Here is a 20398-nt window from a genome sequence, read left to right as displayed (position 1 = left end):
CGTTATCAATTAATCTTAACCTATCCATTATATACTTTTTTAGGATATTCTGCAATTAATATTTTTAACAGTATGATTAAATAATATACATAAAATACAAAATTGATATATATATAAAATATGTAAATAACATTAATACACCTTGTAGTCTACTAAGTCTATTTGATTTAAGAGTTGGTACTATTACTAATAACAATAATAATATCATGAATGGTATATCAAGTTTTCTATTTTGAGATAATATTGGTATGTCATTTGGTATTGCTGATACAGCTATTACTGATACTATATTCAATATATTTGCACCTAGAATATTTCCTACAGATATTTCATGATGATTTTTTCTTATGGCAGTAATTGAAGACACTATCTCTGGTAAAGAAGTTCCAAGTGCTATTATAGTCAAACTCACTATACCTTGAGGTATATTAAGAAAACTAGCTATTCTTACACCACTCTCTATAAGAATTTGAGAACCTATTATCATCATTATTAAGCCTGTAGCAAAAAGTATTAGTATTTTTATAATTTCTGCTATAGAAAAACCTCTGTACTGTTTACTCTTCTTTATAGGTATTTCTTTAATAGTATCTTTTTGAATACCTCTGTTTTTAGTATTCGATTTTCCTACAACACTCTTATAGTTATTAACCATATAAAAAATCAATATTATTATAAGTAATAATGAATCTCCTCTTGTTATAACTCCATCTAACCCCAATAAAATTAAAACTATAACAGATACCATTAATAGTAAAGACTTAGAAAAAAACATTTTTTTATCTACATTAAATGGACTTAGAAAAACAACTAAACCTAATGCTAACCCTGTATTACATATTATAGAACCAATTGCATTTCCTAAACTCATTGTAGTGTGACCATCAATAGAAGCAAGTAATGACACTGTAAATTCAGGCAATGTTGTTGCAAAACTAACAATAGTTGCTCCAAGTATAATTTCTGAAATATTCGTTTTTCTACCTATCTCTACAGTACAATTTATAAAGATATCTGCGCCTTTAGTAATTAATAGGAAACCTACTAAAAATAATATCACTGTGATAAACAATATATCACCTCCCCCTATTAAATAAATATTCAAGTTATCAAGATGTATGCTTTTTCTTTTTTGTACTGAGATTTATTTATTTCTAATTTATAATTTTTTCAAATATTACCTTATTATTTTAGATATTTATTTGTTTCATTTTATTAATATATGGGTATAATTTCATCACATTACTAACATATAATTTGTTTTATACTTTAAAACGACATTTTTTTATTTTTCTTGTATACAGAATACGCATAATATGTTATTATTATATTAGAAAATATATTTTTAAAAAAATATATAAAACAAATTAAGTATATAAAAATTAATTTTAACAACATTATTTATCATTTAAATCTAAGGAGGAAATACTTAATGAATGCATGGCAAGGATTTAAAACAGGAAGATGGACTAAAGAAGTAAATGTCAGAGAGTTTATACAATTAAACTATTCTCCATATGAAGGAAATGACTCTTTCTTAGCTGGTGCTACTGAAAACACTAAAAAACTATGGGACAAAGCAATGGTCTTATTTAAAAAAGAAAGAGAAAATGGTGGTACTTTAGATGTAGATACAAAAACTATTTCTGGAATAGCTGCATATGCTCCAGGATATTTAGATAAAGTATTAGAAACAATAGTTGGATTACAAACGGATGCCCCTTTAAAAAGAGCGGTTATGCCATATGGTGGTATAAAAATGGTTGAAAATTCATGTGATGCTTTTGGATATGAATTAGACCCTGAAATAAAAGAAATATTTACTAAATATAGAAAAACACATAACCAAGGAGTCTTTGATGCATATACTCCAGAAATGAGAGCTGCTAGAAAATCTGGTATAATAACAGGTCTTCCAGATGCTTATGGTAGAGGTAGAATAATAGGTGACTATAGAAGAGTTGCTTTATATGGTGTTGATGCCTTAATAGAAGATAAAATTGAACAAAAGAAATCGTTAGAAGTTTCTTGCATGGATGAAGAAGTTATAAGACTAAGAGAAGAAATAACTGAACAAATATCAGCTTTAAATGAACTTAAAAAGATGGCTGAATCTTATGGCTTTGATATATCAAAACCAGCAACTAACTCAAAAGAAGCTGTACAATGGTTATACTTTGGTTATTTAGCTGCTGTTAAAGACCAAAATGGTGCTGCAATGTCTTTAGGTAGAACATCTACTTTCCTAGATATATACTTTGAAAGAGATTTAAAAGCTGGAACAGTGACAGAAGAAGAATTACAAGAATATATGGACCATTTTGTTATGAAATTAAGAATGGTTAAATTCTTAAGAACTCCTGATTACAACAATTTATTCTCTGGAGACCCAACTTGGGTAACTGAGTGTATAGGAGGTATGGGAGTAGATGGTAGAACATTAGTTACTAAAAACTCATTTAGAATGTTAAATACTCTATATACATTAGGACCATCACCAGAACCAAACTTAACAGTTTTATGGTCAACTAGATTACCTCAAGGATTCAAAGATTTCTGTTCTAAGGTATCTATAGATACAAGTTCAGTTCAATATGAAAATGATGATTTAATGAGACCATACTGGGGAGACGATTACGGTATAGCTTGTTGTGTATCTGCAATGAAAATAGGTAAACAAATGCAGTTCTTCGGAGCTAGAGTTAACTTAGCAAAAACTTTATTATATGCTATAAATGGTGGTATTGATGAAAAATCTGGTGCTCAAGTTGGACCAAGATTTGAGCCTATAACTTCTGAGTATTTAGACTTTGATGAAGTTATGAGTAAATTTGAACCATTTACTGATTGGTTAGCAAACTTATATGTAAATACTTTAAATGTAATACATTATATGCATGATAAATACTCTTATGAAGCATTAGAGATGGCATTACATGATAGAGATATATTTAGAACTATGGCTTGTGGTATGGCTGGATTATCAGTTTGTGCGGATTCATTATCTGCTATAAAACATGCTAAAGTTAAGACTATCAGAAATGAACAAGGAATAGCTGTTGATTTCGAAATAGAAGGAGATTATCCAAAATACGGAAACAACGATGATAGAGTTGATAGTATAGCTGTAGAGCTAGTTGAAAGCTTCATGAATAAGATAAGAAAAAATAAAACTTATAGAAATTCTTATCCTACTCAATCTATACTTACAATAACTTCAAATGTTGTTTATGGTAAGAAAACTGGTAATACACCAGATGGTAGAAGAGCTGGTGCTCCATTTGCTCCTGGTGCAAACCCAATGCATGGTAGAGATACTAATGGTGCTTTAGCTTCATTATCTTCAGTTGCTAAATTACCATATGAGCATGCTCAAGATGGTATATCTAATACTTTCTCTATAGTACCTGGTGCTTTAGGAAAAGATATGGATGAAAGAATAAATAATCTTTCTGCAATGATGGATGGTTACTTCGCTCAAAATGCTCATCACTTAAATGTTAATGTATTTGATAGAGCTACTTTAGAAGATGCTATGGAACATCCAGAAGAATATCCACAATTAACTATAAGAGTTTCTGGATATGCAGTTAACTTCATAAAATTAACTAAAGAACAACAATTAGATGTTATAAACAGAACATTCCACGGTAAAATGGCTTAGTCTTTAAATTTTTATACTTTAGCTAAGATTACTACTGTGTAGAAAATAAAAATAAATGGCTATCTTATACTTGAATTATTTCTGGTATAAGATGGCCTTTTTTAGAGAAATATTATAACTATTAATAAAGTTATCAAAATATATTGTGAGGTGAACTCTATGATTAAGGGAAAAGTACACTCTATAGAAACATTTGGTACTGTAGATGGTCCAGGAATAAGATACATACTATTCTTTCAAGGATGTCCTCTTAGATGCAAATACTGTCATAATAGAGATACATGGGATACCAAATCTGGAAAAGAATATACAGTTGATGAAATAATAACTGATGCTCTTAAGTATACTTCTTTTATGAAGTTTTCTGGTGGAGGTATTACTGCTTCTGGTGGCGAGTCTACTCTTCAACCAAAGTTTTTAAGTGAGCTATTTAAAAAAGCTAAAGAAAATAACATACACACTTGTCTAGATACATCTGGATTTGTAGATATAGAAACTATAGACTCAGTTTTAGATAATACTGACTTAGTTTTGCTTGATTTAAAACATATGGTTGAAGAAAAATCTATTGATTTGACTGGTGTGGGTATGGATAAAGCTTTAAAACTTGCTAAACACTTAGAATCAAGAAATATTCCAGTATGGATAAGACATGTTTTAGTTCCTGGAATTACTGATGATATAGACAACTTAGAAAAATTAGGTAAATTCGTTGCTACATTAAAAAATGTAGAGAGATTCGAATTACTGCCATATCATTCTATGGGAATACACAAATGGGAAAATCTAGGTATTGATTATGAATTAAAAGATGTTCCTGATGCTACCAAAGAAGATATTAAAAAAGCTAGTGAAATAATCTCTAAGTTTGGAGCAAAAGTGTATAATAGCTAATACTACTTGAGATTAATAGTTATCACAATAAAATAAGGTAAAATATAAGATTTAAAAAACCTTATATTTTACCTTATTTTTAGTATACTTTATCTACACTCATCAATTTGATAATTGAAGTCTATAAAACTCAGATGCACTTACAGGTCTACCAAATAAAAAACCTTGAATAATATCTACACCTAAACTCTTCACTATATTGTATTCTTCATAGGACTCAATACCTTCAACACAAACTTTTAAGTTGATAATATGAGCTAATTTAATAATATATTCTAGGAAGGTATGTTCATAACTATTATATGTAATATTCTTAACAAAACTTCTTTCAATCTTTATTATATTAACAGATAACTCTTTAAGATAATTTAAAGATGAATATCCAGTACCAAAATCATCAATTGCAATATGTACTCCAATACTTTTTAAACTAATAAACTTATCATTCAATAAATTTATATCTGGTACCCAACAATTCTCTGTTAATTCTAAAATTAAAAATTCAGGTTTTAATTGATATTCTATCAAACATTCTATTATAAAATCTCTAAAAAAATCTTCCTTTAGTTGAATATATGATACATTTACAGATATCTTGAAATCTGGATTTACTTTATGCCATTCTTTACACTGTTTTACAGCCTTTTTTATAATCCACTTTCCTACTGGTATAATTAGATTACTTTGTTCTAGTATTGGTATAAATTCAACAGGAGATACTTCTCCATAAGTATTTGAATGCCATCTCAAAAGTGCCTCTGCTCCTATGACATTTTTGTTAAATGCATCTACCTGTGGCTGGAAAAATAATTCAAGGTCATTAAAATCATTTTCAACACACTCTCTCAACTTCTGTTGCATTGAAATTACTTTTAACTTATTTTCATAGAGTTCTTTTGAAAAAAACTTCATTCTATTTTTACCACCAATTTTTGCGATATCTAACGCAATATCAGCATGTTTAAATAAGTCCAAATAATTATCTCCATCTTCTGGATACATAGCAACCCCCGCAGTTATTGTACAATAATATTTATTTGATTCGATTTCATGCTGAATATTTGTATACAATTGTATTTTTTCATATAAATTTTCTATAGTTTCTTTATTGCACATAGGGTAAAAAAATGCAAATTCGTCTCCATCTAATCTGTACAATCTAACATCCTTAGGTAAATATTCTAAAACTTCTGTAGCAATTGCACGCAAAACCTTGTCACCATAAGAGTGTCCATATTTCTCATTTATATTTTTAAAATTATCAATATCCATGATAAACATAGCTCCACTTGTATAGATTTTCTCTTTTGTAATACAATTCATTCTGTATTCAAATTGTTCTCTATTCCATGTCCCTGTGATAGAATCAAATTTATTCTTTTCGCCTATATTCTTTATCCTACCAACCATAATTATAGTTTTTTTATCATCTGATACATAAGCTTTACCTCTACAAGAAACCCATACTATCTCTTCATACTTGTTTATTAATCTATACTCTAAATTGTGTTCATCCTTTTCTCCATTTAGCAAGACTTGTATATCGTCTTTCCACACTTGAACATCATCTGGATAAATAATTTTGCTCCAACAATCGACTAAATCATATTCTATATCTTTACTTAGATTAAATTCATCAAAAACGGTTGAGGATATTTTAAAATTATTCTTATTTATATCCCAAAAAAAAATATAATCTTCTGTATTTTGAGATAAAAGTTCAAAGAAAATTTCTACCTGATTTAAATCTAAAGAGTTTAGTTCTTCTCTCATCTTTTCCCCCTACAATATAAGTAATATAGTAAGATTATAACCCTACTTATAATAAAAATAAAAGTAGGGTTATAATTTATTACTATTGGTGTAGTTTAATCAACAAAATATTCTTATTTAGATTATATTATTTTACTAATTTTTTTATCTCATTAAATGCATCTTCATTTCCATTTCCTCCTACCTTAGTTATCTTATCAAATTTCTTACTTTTAACTAAAGTTTTTTGAGACTCATCAAGTGATTTTGCTACAATCATTACTGGCGATTTATTTTTACCTGCTAAAACACCTACTGTTAAAGCATCTATTAAATCATTTTCTCTTAGCATCCCATTTTTTGTTACATAAAGATTTCTTAATTCTTTATCCTTATAAAACTCTTCTATTACTTTTGAATTTGTTTTATTTCTATCTTCTCCACCTATTCTCTTTGGATTTGGAAATTGTTTTTCTATAGATTTTGGCAAAGAAGTTTCTCCTCCTATAATATAAGATTTTGATACTTCTTCTTCATCTATAAATTTTTTAATAGATATCATCTCATTTTTTACATTTGTAAGAATTATTGGAGTTTTATTTTGTGCTGAAATACCACCAACACTTATTGCATCTGCTAATCCATCGTGTCCATTGACTACAGATACATTTTCTACATCTACTATTTTATCTATTTCTTTAGCAAGTCTTAGAGAAGTTGAATATCTATCCACTCCACCTATTCTTATAATAGTAAAACCTTTTAATTTTAATTCTTTTTCTAAATCAGAACTTAATGTATTTTCTCCACCTATTATATAAATATTTTTTGCTTTTAATCTTTTTATCTCTGCTTCTGTATTTGTATTTAATTTATTTTTTTCAGTTAATAAAATAGGTGCATTTTTAGTAGATGAAAATGGAGTTGCTGATAGGGCATCTGGTATTGATGTACTATTTACTAGTATCACATTTTCAGCTGATTCAAAACCTCTTTTACTTATTTTTATAGCAGTTTCATATCTATCATCACCTGTCAAATTTTCTTCTGATGGGCTAGTTGTATTAGTAGATGAGCCTCCACTACTTCCACCACTACTTCCTCCACTATTTCCACCTGAATTATCATCTCCACCTGAATTATCAGATATCTTTTCCCATTGAGCATAAAGTGTTATATTATCATCAACATTAATTATCTCACTTCCATCACCTTTATATGGAGTTCCACTACCATCTGGTTTTGTATTCCATCCAATAAATTTGTATCCTTCTTTTGTAAGATTTCCTGTATTCGCTTTTACACTTGTATTTGCATTTCCATCATGCAGTTCATCTTCAGGTACATCTCCTTGTCCACCATTATTTTCATATTTAACTCTGTATTTATCTGTCCAAAATGCATAAAGGGTTGTATTTATATCCTTTATGTTAAACTTTTCTCCTGATTTATATCTACTGCCTGTATCATCTGCTTTTGTACTCCAATAAAAATTTCCTCCTCTACCAGAGGGTGCTACTAAACCATTATCACCAAGTACAGTAACTTCATCTCCTTTTCCATATACATTATTATCTATTGGAGCTGTACCTGTACTTCCATTTTTATCATATGTTATTCTACATTCCTCTTTCCATTGTGCAAATAAAGTTGTATTTTTCGTAAGGTTAAATTTATCACCATCTCTGTATGAAGTCCCTTCACCATTATTTTTTGTATTCCATCCCATAAATATTGATCCAACTTTAGATGGTATCTGGCTTGTAACAGTTACTTCAGCGCCTTTTTTATGTTTTTCTTCTGATATACTTCCTGCTCCTCCATTTAAGTTATAATCTAATTTATATCCCCATTGTGCATATATTGTATCTCCTGAGATATCTGGCGGAATAGGGTCTCCTTCTTTAAAAGATGTACCACTTCCATCTTCTTCTGTATTCCACCCTATGAATTCTTCATCACCATTGATAAGTCCACCTGACCCTGGGAATTTGTCAGCCTCTCCTGGTTTTGGCAAATCTGGAAGTGCACCTGTTCCTCCATTACCATCCAGTTGCAAATCATACTCCCATTGTGCATAAAGTTCTATGTTAAAATTGTCATACCTGTCTAATAATACCTTAAAACTTGAGCCTAAATTATAAGATTTTCCTGTGCCATCAGCTTTTGTATTCCATTTTGTAAGTTTATAATTTGTTTTTTTAAGGCTACCTTCATTTTCTTTAATTTGCAAATTATCATTCTGATGATACTTATTTGAATCTGATGGAACATTACCTGAAGTATTTCCATTTCCATTATATCTTACCTGTAAAAAGTCTGGAACCCAAATAGCATAAAGTGTTATATCTCTGTCTATATCCATTCCTGCTAGCTGTTCTCCTTCTGAATATGGTTGAGTACCACTTGCCAAATGGTCCCTTGAGACACTCCAAGCATTACTATGATAGTTTCCTCTTGTAAGGTTGCTACTTAGTGCTAAATAAGAACTAAAGTCATCAAGGTTATATACTTTTGGACCTGTTATTACTGGTCCAGAAATAAACGTTCCTCCACTAAGTATAGCTTCATTTATTGTTCCTCCAGTAGCTCCATTATCATCATAAGTTATTGTAATATTATTAACTCTCCTTAAGCTTTTATCTTGAATCTGCTTATTAAATATCTTATTTAAATCATAATCAGCAAAAACATTTGAATAATTTAAAGGAATTATAGCAAATGTAAGTATGCATATAGTTAACTTTTTTAACTTTTGATTCATCAAACCCCTCCTCCTCATATACAAAATGATTTTATTTTTCATTTTGTAAAACAAAGAAATACTGATAAAATCTATATCAGTATTTCTTATAACTACTAGAATCTTATTCTTATATAAATATTAAATAAGATTCTAGCTTATAAATTACAATAATAAACAACTTACAGTACTAATTTTTTTGCCACACTGCATATAATATGATATTTCTCTCTTCCATAGTGATTGTACCTGATACTATTGTTGATGGATCATTTCTAACTGTACTCCATCCTACAAATGTATAAGTATCGGCATCAAGACCATTAACATTTCCTAAAACAGTCACAGTATCTCCTTTTTTATATTCTGTTGTATCAATAGGAGTTGTACCTGAAACAAATACTCCTGAAGGGAAGTTTGAACTATAAACCACCCTATAAGTTTTTTCGGCTACAGTAAAGTAAATTGTATTTGGAGTAATTCCAGAAGAATTAAGTATAACTGTTTGAGACTGACTTGCTGGGTCTAATTTATATCCAGCAGGAACCTTTGTAGAATCTGGAGTTATTGTATGGTTTCCAAGTACAGCATTAACAACCTCTGTGTATGTATCTCCAACTCTATTACCATCTTTATCTTTAAAACCAATTGTTAAAGTACGTTCTGCTTCTGAAGGCATCTTACTTACTGTAAAGTAAACTCTATCTGGTACAAGACCACTTGTACTAAGATTTACCATTTCAAATTGATTATCTGGATTAAGTACATATCCATTTGGTACCTTTGTAGAATCAGATTCCACTCTATGATTTCCATATTCAGCTGGTAGTGTAACTGTATATGGGTCTCCAATTATTGCTTCACTATCTTTATCTTTAAAGTTAACTGTAACTATACGATTTACAAGTGGAATATCAGGACTTACTGTAAAATAAACAATACTCTTGTCAAGACCTGTTGGTTGTAAATTAACAGTCTGAGTTTGATTAGAAGGAGCAAGCTTATAACCATTAGGAACTTTTGATGTGTTTGGTGTTACATCATGTGAGCCTAGTATATCTGGAATTTCTTCTATATAAGTACTTCCAACATTATTTCCATCTTTATCTTTAAATCCAACTATAAGAACACGATCTTCTTCTGGAACTCCTGCATTATCAGGAATAACTGTAAAATCAACTACATTTGGATTAACTCCATTTTGAACAAGATTTACTACTTTAGATTGACTTGCTGGATCTAATTTATATCCAGCAGGAATTTGTGTAGTATCAGGTGTAACAGTGCTATTTCCATACTTAGCTGGAACTTGAGTTGTATATGACCCAACTATAGCTCCTGTTTCTTTATTTTTATAATTAACCTTAATAGAAAGTTTTGTATTTGAAATCTCAGTAGATGCATATGATGTTCTTGTAGCGTTTCCATTACCTGTATTAGGTGATGTATAGCTCCAACTTACTCCAGACATGTCTCGATTTGTAACAAAAGAATAAATTCCTGTCATTTGACTTCCTGTTATCCCTGCAGATGGTATGCCATTAGGAAATCCATAGCTTGTTCCATAAATAGTTGAAACTTTTTCCCCATTAATTTGTAATACCCAACCTTCTTGAGAACCTCCTTTTGGATCATTCCCCCATACATATTTTACATTTAATGAGTTACCACCACATGGGACAAATAATGAGAAAAATGTTACATATCCATTTCCCATATTTGCACGAAAATCTACTTGATATCTTCCATTAATATCATATCTTCGCTCTGTATTTTGTAGTACTTCATTATTAACTTTATCTGGTAAAGTTTGTCCATATGATGGTACTCCTACACCAACAACTAAAGCTAAGGTTGCCAAAAAAGATGTTAGTTTACTCAATCTGTGTTTCATTAAAAATCCCCCTCCAATATTTTTTATTTCAAACAGATTTTTCATACTTTATTTTGCATAGTCTTTATCAAAACTATTTATTTAAAGTCTAATTAATCTATTATGAAGTCTATCTTAAAAGTGAAGTTTTTATAGTTTATTTAATTTTCACTTGAAATCCTTTTTATTAAATAAAAAATATATTTAATTTTTACACAAAGATATTAATGCTCTATAGACTAGACATTTTAATTTTATTTTTGTAGAATTAAACAACCTAAAAAACAATAAAGTAAGATATTTTATATATTTATATTACTTAAAGCAATTAACTTTAATTGTTTTCAATTTCATAAAAATTAGTTGTGATATAAGTATGATATGTATTTAGAGTATCAATAATTTTTTAATTAAAATAATTATTTCAATTAAAATAATTATTTTAATTATGGTTATTATAGTTTCCGTTTGTTATAAAAAAGTCACTATTTATATGATTAATAGTTTTTTTTACATTTATATACATTTTTTTCAAAAAATTATATATATATACTATTAAAATTATAATTATTTCTTTATCTTGTAAACAGTCGTTCAGTACTTTTACTGATAATCAATTATTAGAAGTGGCAAAAAATTTTGAATGGCTTTGATATATATTTTTTATAATATTCTTATAGTTTTTTTTACATAAAAAAAAACCCTTTTATAACTAAGGGTCACTTTTTCCTTTATTTTACATTTATTGTATCATGATTTTTTATTTATTTCAATCTTATACCACTTTTTCCCAAAATATTATTATTATTTTTTTATCTTTTTCGACTTTATATTCTTTATACATAATACTTAAATTAATTAAACTCATTTTATTATTCTATAAACATAAAATAATAGAAGACAAGATTAAAACAAATAATTTTTTATTTTTAACCTTGTCCCTTCTATTTTCAATTACATAAAACTTTATAACTGTATCTCATAATCCAAATAAAAATGTATCTATCTAAATAGTAGTATCAATTCTTCTATGAGGTTTGTTTTCTAAATTAGCAATTTCCATTATGTATTCTACTTTATCAGTTTCTGTATATATTTTGTTTTCTTTTTTAACATTTTCCTCTTTAATATTTTCAGTACTATTTAAAACAGAATTTTTATACTTATCAACTGAATCATTTGATATAATTATATGTTCTTCAGTAATAACATCCATAGATTCTTGTTTATTTTCATAAATTTCTTCTTCCTTACTCTTTTCATTTTCTTTAATTTCTTCTAGCTTTTTATTATTATCTTTAATTTTATCTGTACTAGCATATAGTTGTTCTCCAAAAGACATATTAATCTTGCTTAAACCGCTACTTAATTTACCACTCTCAAATAAATCGAATTTGGTAGGTGAATGACGAGTTTGACTACTCATTTCCATATTCTTAGTACGAATATCATCAAATAAACTAATTCTCATACTATTAGTTTTAGAAATATTTTTTATATCACAATCAGATGACACTAAAGTCTTTGTGGTATAGTAAGTTAATCCTTTTGCATAATCGTATTTATATTGAGAATTTTCTTGATTAATATCAGATTGTTTAGATTCTTTTTTAAGTGTACCCTCTTTGATTAATTGACTTGCATATTCCTGTTTTTGATTTTTCAAATCATTAATTTATTGTTGTAATGCTTCAATTTTCATATTTTTTATCTTAGAATCCATATTTTTATCAGTTTTCAAATCTGTGATAAAACTTTCTAGCTTCTGTATTTGCTCATCAAACTTTTCTAACTTGTCATTACTTTCATTGCTATAATTACTCTGATTTACATGTGTACTTCTTGTATTAACAGATATAGACATTATAACTACTCCTACTCAGATATTCTAAACTCTAGAGACTTTATAAACTACATTTCTAGCTTGTGGTAAATTCCCTTCTGGGACACCAACAGCAATACCAAATGGTACAGAATATCCTTCTGGTATATCTAGTAATTCTCTATATTTTTTATTTGTATCAAACTTCATCTTTATTGAATCTGATTCTTTTACATCATTGTCATCCAATACACTAACAAGACCTACAATATCCCCTTGCTCAACAGGTGTAAATAGACCCCTAACCATTCCTATTATGCAACTCCCAAGCCCTAAAGCTTGTGCAGCTGTTGTTATGTTTCCTGTAAGTATTCCCACATCATATGGAGCCCATGAACTCTCTTCATCATAAGAAATAAATAAAACAGTTGGTGCACCATAAAATAATTTAAAATTTTTATTTATTTCAACATTACTAACTTCATGAATTCTAGAAAGAGTATCATCACTAATCTCTTTTAAAAGTTTCTGGTCTTGTACAACAGTTATGTGCCATGGCTGTTTATTACACCCTGAAGGTGCTGCAAATGCACAATGTAATAATGTATCTAATTGTTCATCTGTAATTTGCTCTGTTGTAAATTTTCGTATACTTCTACGTTCTTTTATCAAGTTTATTGTTTGATTATCTTGTAAATTATTCATTATATCGATTCCCCTTTTTATGTATTTGTTAGTTTAAATACAAAATCTTTAGAAAATTAATTTTATAATTAAACTACTTTATATTCTTATTATAATTATTTTAAGTTTATATGTGAAGCTTTTATAACATCAAAACATCAATATATCTACCTCACAAATAAACTTAAATACAAAACTGGTATCACTCAACTATAGAAAATATCATTTTTCTATAGAACGATTAATACCAGTAAAGTTGATAAAATTTACTATATTAATTTAAAGGACCCCAACCAGCTTTTGTATGAATCTCTGTTTTTACAGATTTAGTCTTACCATCAGCTGAATCAACATTCCATGACCTACCTGCAACAGAAATACCATTGTTACCTTTATACCATCTACCTTCATCATAATCATAAACTAAAGATGTGTACCAATTACCTCCAGTCTTATCATTTGCAAATACAACTACAGTAGCATCAGATTCAGTAGGGTTATATGCATATGGTTGTATATATAATGTTGCCTTACTTAAATTATATTTCTTTTTAAATTCATCTGGAATTGTAGGCCAACCATTTTTATATTTATTATTTAGTAAATAATTTCTAAAAGCATCATTCCCTTTTGAAGTCCCTGGTATTACAGAAGGGTCTACTGCAAATGATGCAATCAAGTCCATCATACTTTGGTGTACATCTCTAGCCATCTCAACACCATCTGGATGTTCTGTACAAGTAACATAAACTTTTGCAATACTTTCTTCTCCAGTTATTCCATCATAACCATCATCAAACTCTGCTGAATATGTTCCACCTGACTTACACTTTGGCTCTGTTTCAAAATACTTACCATCCGTATTTTTTAATACATCTTTTATAACTTCTTTTTTATCTTTGCTAGGTTCCTCAGCCACAGCAATAACAATTTGAGTCTTTATATTTTCTCTATTAGAAAGACATGTTACTGCTTTACTTTTCTCTATATTTTTAAAAAGCGCTGGTAACGCAACTATAACCAAAATTCCTATTATAGATATAACTACCAATAATTCAATTAGTGTAAAACCCTTTTTATTCATAATAATCATTCCCATTAAATAAAATTATAGTGTTTAATTTAATCTGCTATACAGTAATAAAGTGTCTACATAAAGTCCTTCCAACAAAAACTCCCAAAATACTTAATGCCAAATTAAAAAATATGTTTAGTCCAAATAATATATAATTCCCACTATCAAAAAACTTTACAGTTTCGAAGCTAAAAGTAGAAAATGTAGTTAGTCCTCCCATTAAACCAGTTGTCAAAAACAATTTTAAATTATTAGAAATAGAATCTGTCCTTATACTCATTTCCATTACAAAGCCAATTAAAATTCCACCCAGAATATTGACCACCAAAGTCCCAAATGGAAACTTAGTTCCTACAAACTTTAGAGATATTAAATATCTTAATATAGCTCCTAAAAATCCACCAATACCAACATATAATACTTGAATCACATATAACACCTACCCCAAATAACTAAATCACTTCCATATTAAAATTCTATGTCTTCAACCTCTATTACGTCAATTGCATCCTGTACTAATTTTTCAATATCAAGTGACAACTCAGATTTTTCTATTTTTTCTAGTCTAGGTTTAGTAACAGGTTTTCTAGGAGAAAATACGCTACAGCAATCTTCTTCAGGTATTATAGATGTTTCAAAAGTCCCTATTTTCTTAGCTATATCAACTATGTCTGATTTGTCCATAGCTATAAGTGGTCTAAATACTGGTAAATTTACAACAGCATTAGTGCAAGTAAGCCCTTGTATAGTTTGAGATGCAACTTGACCAATACTTTCACCTGTAATCAAAGCATCACAATGTCTTTTTTCAGAAAGTTTTTGTGCTATTCTCATCATAAATCTTCTTGAAAGAATAGTCGCTTCTTCTTCATTACAATTCTCGCCAATTGCTTTTTGTATTTCTAGTATATTTACCTTATGAAGCCTTACTCTACCACAATATTTAGCTAATATCTTAGCTAAATCTTTAACTTTTTCTTGTGACCTTTCACTTGTGAATGGATAGCTGTGAAAATGCACTGCTTCTACTTCCATACCCCTTTTTGCGACCATCCATGTTGCTACTGGGCTATCTATACCACCAGACAAAAGAGACATCGCTCTACCATTAGTTCCAAGTGGTAATCCACCGTATCCAGGTATAGTATCACTATAAACCATAGTATGAAATTCTCTGTATTCACATTTTATTTTAACTTCTGGATTTCTTACATCAACATCAATTCTATCTCCTACCCTTGATAATAAGTACCCACCTATATCCATACTCATTTCTTGAGAAGTTAATCTAAAAGACTTATCTCCTCTTCTTGACTCTACCTTAAAAGTTTTATATCCAGCATCTATTTTTTCTTCTAGCATCTTTAAAGCTATTTCTTTTAATGTATCATAATCTTTTTTAGCTCTTACTCCAGGACACACACCTACTATACCAAATACTTTTCTAACTTCTTCAATAACTTCTTCATAATCATAATCTTCTAAATCGACATATATTCTTCCATACTCTTTATATACATTAAATTTGCCAATTGGCTTTAACATATTTCTTATATTTCTTATAAGTCTATTCTCAAATATATATCTATTTTTTCCTTTTACTCCAATTTCTCCATACTTTACTATTAATATATTATACACCATTTCACCTCTTAAACTACTTTCTTCTTATTATTTATACAGTATTCTTTATTTCTTTCTCATTATTGACCTTAAATCACAAATTGATTCTTTTAATACTTTCACAGCTTCAGATATCTCATCTTCTGTATTCATATCAGATAGGCTAAACCTTATTGTTCCATTGATTTCTTCATTTGTAAGACCTATGGCATTCAAAACATGACTTCCTTTTTTCTTAGAAGAACATGCAGATCCAGTTGACACATAAATTCCTTTTTGCTCTAGGTAATGAAGTAAAACTTCTCCCTTTGTACCTATAAATGATACATTTAATATATGACATACGCCATCTTCTGGAGAATTAATTTTTATATCTTCTATATTCTCAACTATTTTATTTCTAAATATGTTTTTTAAGTTATTTATCTTCAAAATAACAGCATCTAAATCTTTACTTAATATATTTACAGCTTCTCCAAGCCCATATATTCCAGGTACATTTTCTGTTCCAGACCTAATTCCAATTTCTTGTCCTCCTCCTGTTAACATAGGCTTTAAGCGATTATTTTCCTTAATATACATAAATCCAATTCCCTTTGGACCATGAAATTTATGTGCACTTACACTCATAAAATCTATATTGTATTTAGATGGTCTAAAGTTTATTTTTCCATATGATTGAATAGCGTCTACATGGAAATATATCTTCTCTTTTAAAGACTTCAGATATTTTCCAACTTCATCTATTGGCTGTATAGTTCCTATTTCATTGTTAACATGCATCATACTTACTAAACATGTAGCTGATTTTATAGCATTTTTCAAATCTTCTATATTTATCTTTCCATCTTTTCCGACCTCTAAGTAAGTTACTTCAAATCCATCTTCTTCTAAATCTTTTAGTGTGTTTAAAACAGAAGGATGTTCTATATTTGTAGATATTATATGATTTCTTCTCTTCTTATTTAGATTGGCAATACCTCTTATTATAGTATTATTACATTCTGTTCCACCTGATGTAAAATAAATCTCTTTATCTTTCGCGCCTAGAGATTTAGCTATAATCTGTCTTACTTCTTTTATACCTTTTTCAACTTCCACACCTTTTCTATGAACAGAAGAAGGATTTCCATAATCCGTACTAAGTGCATATACCATTTTATCTATAACTTCTGGATAAGGTTTTGTAGTTGCACTATTATCTAAGTATATTTCCAACTTAATTACACCTGCCTTTATTTAAAATCTTCAACTCTAATTATTATACCATTAATTACAGTATTTTTTTTGTTAATCTTTATTAAAAAGATAATCTTAAGTTTATAGAATCTTCTTTCATAAAAATCTAGTTTTTTCACTTAACTACAAAATTTTATGCTAAAATATAATATATTTATACTATACCCTACAAAAATACGTGATAACATACAATATATGATAAAATAATATATTATATAAAATAAATATATTATATTATACATATACTTATTTTTGCTATAAAGTCTATTTTTATAAGCTTACTTGTTATAAAAATAACTTTTATAATTTATATCAAAAAAAATATTGATTTTTGTGTCGCATTTTGTTATAATAAATTAAGGTTATCCCCCTGGTAACCCTAGTTAGTTAATATATCTATTCCCAATACCCTTTCATAAGGATATATTTTATATTTATTAAAAATCGAATTAATATCGGAAACTAATTCGATGGAAAAAAAGAGCTTACCCCGAGCTCTTTTTTTTTCTGCAAAAATATGATATTAAACTAAGATAAAGTTAATGTCAGTATAATTTTAATTTTAAAAATCATATTAATTAGCACTAAAAAAGGATGTATTGAATTTCTAATATCAATACATCCTTTTTTTATATATTATAACACTTTTGCTAAGAATGATTTTGTTCTATCGTGTTTTGGATTTCCAAAGACTTCTTCTGGAGAATCCTCCTCAAGAATACTTCCTCCATCTATAAAGATAACTCTATCTGCAACTTCTTTAGCAAATCCCATTTCATGAGTTACAATTGCCATTGTCATTCCTTCTTTAGCAAGTTCTTTTATAACATCCAAAACTTCATTTACCATTTCTGGGTCAAGAGCAGATGTTGGCTCATCAAATAACATCATATCTGGTTCCATAGCAAGAGCTCGCGCTATTGCTATTCTTTGCTTTTGCCCTCCAGATAATTGTGATGGATATGAATCTTTTTTATCTAAAAGACCAACTCTACTTAATAAAACTTCTGCTTTTTTTTCTGCTTCTTCCTTAGTCATTTTTTTTAATTTAATTGGTGCCAATGTTATATTATCTAAAATAGTCTTATGTGGGAATAAATTAAAGTTCTGAAACACCATACCTATATTTTGTCTAACTTCATCAATATTAGTTTTTTTATCAACTAAATTTTTTCCTTCAAATATTATCTCTCCACCTGTAGGTATTTCTAATAAATTCATACATCTAAGAAGTGTACTTTTACCAGAGCCACTTGGACCTACTATAACCATTATTTCGCCTTTAGCGATTTCTAAGTCTATATTTTTTAATACATTTAAATCTCCAAAAGATTTACTTAAATTTTTTATTGTAATCATATTATCACTTTCCTTTTTACTATTCTATGTTTTCCCTAAATGCTAAACATGCTCTCATCTAGTTAGACACAGATAGTTTCTTTTCTAATAATCCAACTAATCTTGATAGAGTAAATGTTATAACAAAATAAATTGCTGCTGCTACTATTAATGGCTCTAATGCTCTGAATGCTGCATTTTTTACTATATCAGCAGTACGCATTATCTCAACAACACCTATTACAGATATTATTGAAGATTCTTTTACAAGTGTAATAAACTCATTTGCTAATGAAGGTAGTATATTTTTTATAGCTTGAGGTATTATTATATATCTCATAGTTGACCAGTAATTTAATCCTAATGATCTACTTGCTTCCATTTGTCCATTATCAACTGATTGTATACCTGATCTAAGTATCTCTGCCACATATGCACCAGAGTTTACTGACAATGCAAATGCACTAGCTATAAATTCACTTGGTATACCAAATAACATAGGGAATCTTATTCCTAATTGAGGTAATCCAAACCATACTATATATATCTGTACTAATAATGGTGTTCCTCTTAAAATCTCAATATAGATTGATGATATTACTCTTAATACTTTACTCTTTGATATTTTTGCCATACAGATAATTATACCTATTACAAATCCAAAGCATAATGCCACAAGAGAAATTCCTACTGTCACACCTGTTCCTTCCAAAAAAGAAGTCCCAAATCTACTTAAAAAACTAAAATCTAAACTCATAATTTCATCTCCCACATAACTTTCTTACTAATTTGAAGCAGCTTCAGTAGATGCTTCATTTAAAAATTCTTCTATTTTTTTACCATCTTGTAATTCTTTTATTTTTTTATTTAATAATTCTATAAAGTCTTTGTTGTTATCAGCTTTTTTGATTGCTGCTGCCATACCTTCTGTTACATCTTTACCAACTTCAGTATTTGCCATTTTTATTCCATCATATTTTTTAACATTTATTAAAGAAACTGCCTCATTAGTAACAACTGCATCTATGTTTCCATTTTTTAATTCTGTAATTAAATCAGGTATTGCTTTTAAAGATTTTGTAGTTGTCATTTTTAGAGTGTTAACTACATATTCTTCTTGAATGCTTCCTGCCTGTACCCCTACTCTAAGTTTTTTCAAATCGTCTTCAGTTTTTACTTTGTCTATATCTGCATCTTTAACTATAACTGCATTTCTACTTAAATAATATAATTCTGAGAAATCAACACTCTTTTCTCTTTCTGGTGTTGGAGACATCCCTGCAAGAACCATATCAACTTGGTCTGCATTTAAAGCACCTATTAATCCATCAAATGACATATCTTTAATTTCAACCTTTACACCAAGTTCTTTTGCAAATTCTTCAGCCAACATTACATCGAATCCTTTTATTGAATCTTTACCATCTACTACTTTATGAAATTCAAATGGTGGGAATTCTGCACTAGTACCGACAACTAATTTTCCACTTTCCTTTATTTGCTCTAATTTTGTTTTTTCTTCTCCACCACTACATCCTACTAGCGATAATGTTAATCCTAATACTAATCCTAAACTTAATAATTTTTTAAATACTTTCATTTTAACTACCCCTCTCTTTTAATTATAATTTTCCCTCAAATTTTTAATACTTTAATGTTTCGAGTTACAAAAAAAGTCCCTCAGTCTTTAA

The 20398-nt window shown here is 28.6% G+C and carries 16 protein-coding genes; 2 read left to right on the top strand and 14 right to left on the bottom strand.

Annotated elements, in window-relative coordinates:
• Positions 1-76 precede the first annotated feature (76 nt).
• Positions 77-1072 (bottom strand): calcium/sodium antiporter, encoded by a 996-nt coding sequence (locus tag IC175_RS08980; RefSeq protein ID WP_227824741.1) that lies wholly within the window; start codon positions 1070-1072, stop codon positions 77-79.
• A 360-nt stretch (positions 1073-1432) separates the two neighbouring features.
• Between IC175_RS08980 and pflB the strand changes: the two genes are divergently transcribed.
• The gene (gene pflB, locus IC175_RS08975) at positions 1433-3664 is read left to right on the top strand and encodes a formate C-acetyltransferase (protein WP_227433409.1); all 2232 of its coding nucleotides are present in this window, start codon (positions 1433-1435) and stop codon (positions 3662-3664) included.
• 159 nt (positions 3665-3823) lie between these two features.
• Positions 3824-4558 (top strand): pyruvate formate-lyase-activating protein, encoded by a 735-nt coding sequence (gene pflA, locus IC175_RS08970; protein ID WP_227851449.1) that lies wholly within the window; start codon positions 3824-3826, stop codon positions 4556-4558.
• 102 nt (positions 4559-4660) lie between these two features.
• Here pflA and IC175_RS08965 read toward each other — a convergent pair whose 3' ends face one another.
• The 13 genes from IC175_RS08965 to IC175_RS08900 form a co-directional block, all read right to left on the bottom strand.
• Positions 4661-6331, bottom strand: coding sequence for a GGDEF and EAL domain-containing protein (locus tag IC175_RS08965; protein WP_227851448.1), 1671 nt, complete (start codon positions 6329-6331; stop codon positions 4661-4663).
• A gap of 127 nt (positions 6332-6458) precedes the next feature.
• The gene (locus IC175_RS08960; protein ID WP_227851447.1) at positions 6459-9074 is read right to left on the bottom strand and encodes a cell wall-binding repeat-containing protein; all 2616 of its coding nucleotides are present in this window, start codon (positions 9072-9074) and stop codon (positions 6459-6461) included.
• Between the two features lie 169 nt (positions 9075-9243).
• The gene (locus tag IC175_RS08955) at positions 9244-10947 is read right to left on the bottom strand and encodes a hypothetical protein (protein WP_227834731.1); all 1704 of its coding nucleotides are present in this window, start codon (positions 10945-10947) and stop codon (positions 9244-9246) included.
• Positions 10948-11932: 985 nt separating this feature from the next.
• Positions 11933-12592: a hypothetical protein gene (locus IC175_RS08950; protein ID WP_227851446.1), complete on the bottom strand. Its 660-nt coding sequence runs from the start codon at positions 12590-12592 to the stop codon at positions 11933-11935.
• A 9-nt stretch (positions 12593-12601) separates the two neighbouring features.
• Complete coding sequence (locus IC175_RS08945) at positions 12602-12790, bottom strand: hypothetical protein (protein ID WP_227834732.1); 189 nt, start codon at positions 12788-12790, stop codon at positions 12602-12604.
• A gap of 24 nt (positions 12791-12814) precedes the next feature.
• Positions 12815-13453, bottom strand: coding sequence for a nitroreductase (locus IC175_RS08940; RefSeq protein ID WP_227433416.1), 639 nt, complete (start codon positions 13451-13453; stop codon positions 12815-12817).
• A gap of 253 nt (positions 13454-13706) precedes the next feature.
• The gene (locus IC175_RS19550; protein WP_285894813.1) at positions 13707-14516 is read right to left on the bottom strand and encodes a prepilin-type N-terminal cleavage/methylation domain-containing protein; all 810 of its coding nucleotides are present in this window, start codon (positions 14514-14516) and stop codon (positions 13707-13709) included.
• A gap of 46 nt (positions 14517-14562) precedes the next feature.
• Positions 14563-14937 (bottom strand): fluoride efflux transporter CrcB, encoded by a 375-nt coding sequence (crcB, locus tag IC175_RS08925; protein ID WP_227433417.1) that lies wholly within the window; start codon positions 14935-14937, stop codon positions 14563-14565.
• A 38-nt stretch (positions 14938-14975) separates the two neighbouring features.
• Positions 14976-16151: a tRNA uracil 4-sulfurtransferase ThiI gene (thiI, locus tag IC175_RS08920; protein WP_227851445.1), complete on the bottom strand. Its 1176-nt coding sequence runs from the start codon at positions 16149-16151 to the stop codon at positions 14976-14978.
• A gap of 45 nt (positions 16152-16196) precedes the next feature.
• Positions 16197-17348 (bottom strand): cysteine desulfurase family protein, encoded by a 1152-nt coding sequence (locus tag IC175_RS08915; protein WP_227433419.1) that lies wholly within the window; start codon positions 17346-17348, stop codon positions 16197-16199.
• 657 nt (positions 17349-18005) lie between these two features.
• Positions 18006-18728, bottom strand: a complete 723-nt coding sequence (locus IC175_RS08910; RefSeq protein WP_227433420.1) for an amino acid ABC transporter ATP-binding protein — start codon at positions 18726-18728, stop codon at positions 18006-18008.
• 58 nt (positions 18729-18786) lie between these two features.
• Positions 18787-19464, bottom strand: coding sequence for an amino acid ABC transporter permease (locus IC175_RS08905; RefSeq protein WP_227433421.1), 678 nt, complete (start codon positions 19462-19464; stop codon positions 18787-18789).
• Positions 19465-19491: 27 nt separating this feature from the next.
• Positions 19492-20307 (bottom strand): transporter substrate-binding domain-containing protein, encoded by an 816-nt coding sequence (locus IC175_RS08900; RefSeq protein WP_227831276.1) that lies wholly within the window; start codon positions 20305-20307, stop codon positions 19492-19494.
• Positions 20308-20398: the final 91 nt, after the last annotated feature.

Origin of the sequence: Clostridioides sp. ES-S-0123-01, assembly GCF_020658415.1 — a bacterium.
Classification (GTDB): domain Bacteria; phylum Bacillota; class Clostridia; order Peptostreptococcales; family Peptostreptococcaceae; genus Clostridioides.
Note: the sequence above shows the minus strand (reverse complement) of the source record. Positions and strands in the feature narration are given on the sequence as shown.

Excerpts from the sequence above, each read along its gene's own strand:
- pflB (WP_227433409.1), top strand. The coding sequence starts at position 1,433 with ATGAATGCATGGCAAGGATTTAAAACAGGAAGATGGACTAAAGAAGTA.
- pflA (WP_227851449.1), top strand. The coding sequence starts at position 3,824 with ATGATTAAGGGAAAAGTACACTCTATAGAAACATTTGGTACTGTAGAT.
- IC175_RS08965 (WP_227851448.1), bottom strand. The coding sequence starts at position 6,331 with ATGAGAGAAGAACTAAACTCTTTAGATTTAAATCAGGTAGAAATTTTC.
- IC175_RS08960 (WP_227851447.1), bottom strand. The coding sequence starts at position 9,074 with ATGAATCAAAAGTTAAAAAAGTTAACTATATGCATACTTACATTTGCT.
- IC175_RS08955 (WP_227834731.1), bottom strand. The coding sequence starts at position 10,947 with ATGAAACACAGATTGAGTAAACTAACATCTTTTTTGGCAACCTTAGCT.
- IC175_RS08945 (WP_227834732.1), bottom strand. The coding sequence starts at position 12,790 with ATGTCTATATCTGTTAATACAAGAAGTACACATGTAAATCAGAGTAAT.
- IC175_RS08940 (WP_227433416.1), bottom strand. The coding sequence starts at position 13,453 with ATGAATAATTTACAAGATAATCAAACAATAAACTTGATAAAAGAACGT.
- IC175_RS19550 (WP_285894813.1), bottom strand. The coding sequence starts at position 14,516 with ATGAATAAAAAGGGTTTTACACTAATTGAATTATTGGTAGTTATATCT.
- thiI (WP_227851445.1), bottom strand. The coding sequence starts at position 16,151 with ATGGTGTATAATATATTAATAGTAAAGTATGGAGAAATTGGAGTAAAA.
- IC175_RS08910 (WP_227433420.1), bottom strand. The coding sequence starts at position 18,728 with ATGATTACAATAAAAAATTTAAGTAAATCTTTTGGAGATTTAAATGTA.
- IC175_RS08905 (WP_227433421.1), bottom strand. The coding sequence starts at position 19,464 with ATGAGTTTAGATTTTAGTTTTTTAAGTAGATTTGGGACTTCTTTTTTG.
- IC175_RS08900 (WP_227831276.1), bottom strand. The coding sequence starts at position 20,307 with ATGAAAGTATTTAAAAAATTATTAAGTTTAGGATTAGTATTAGGATTA.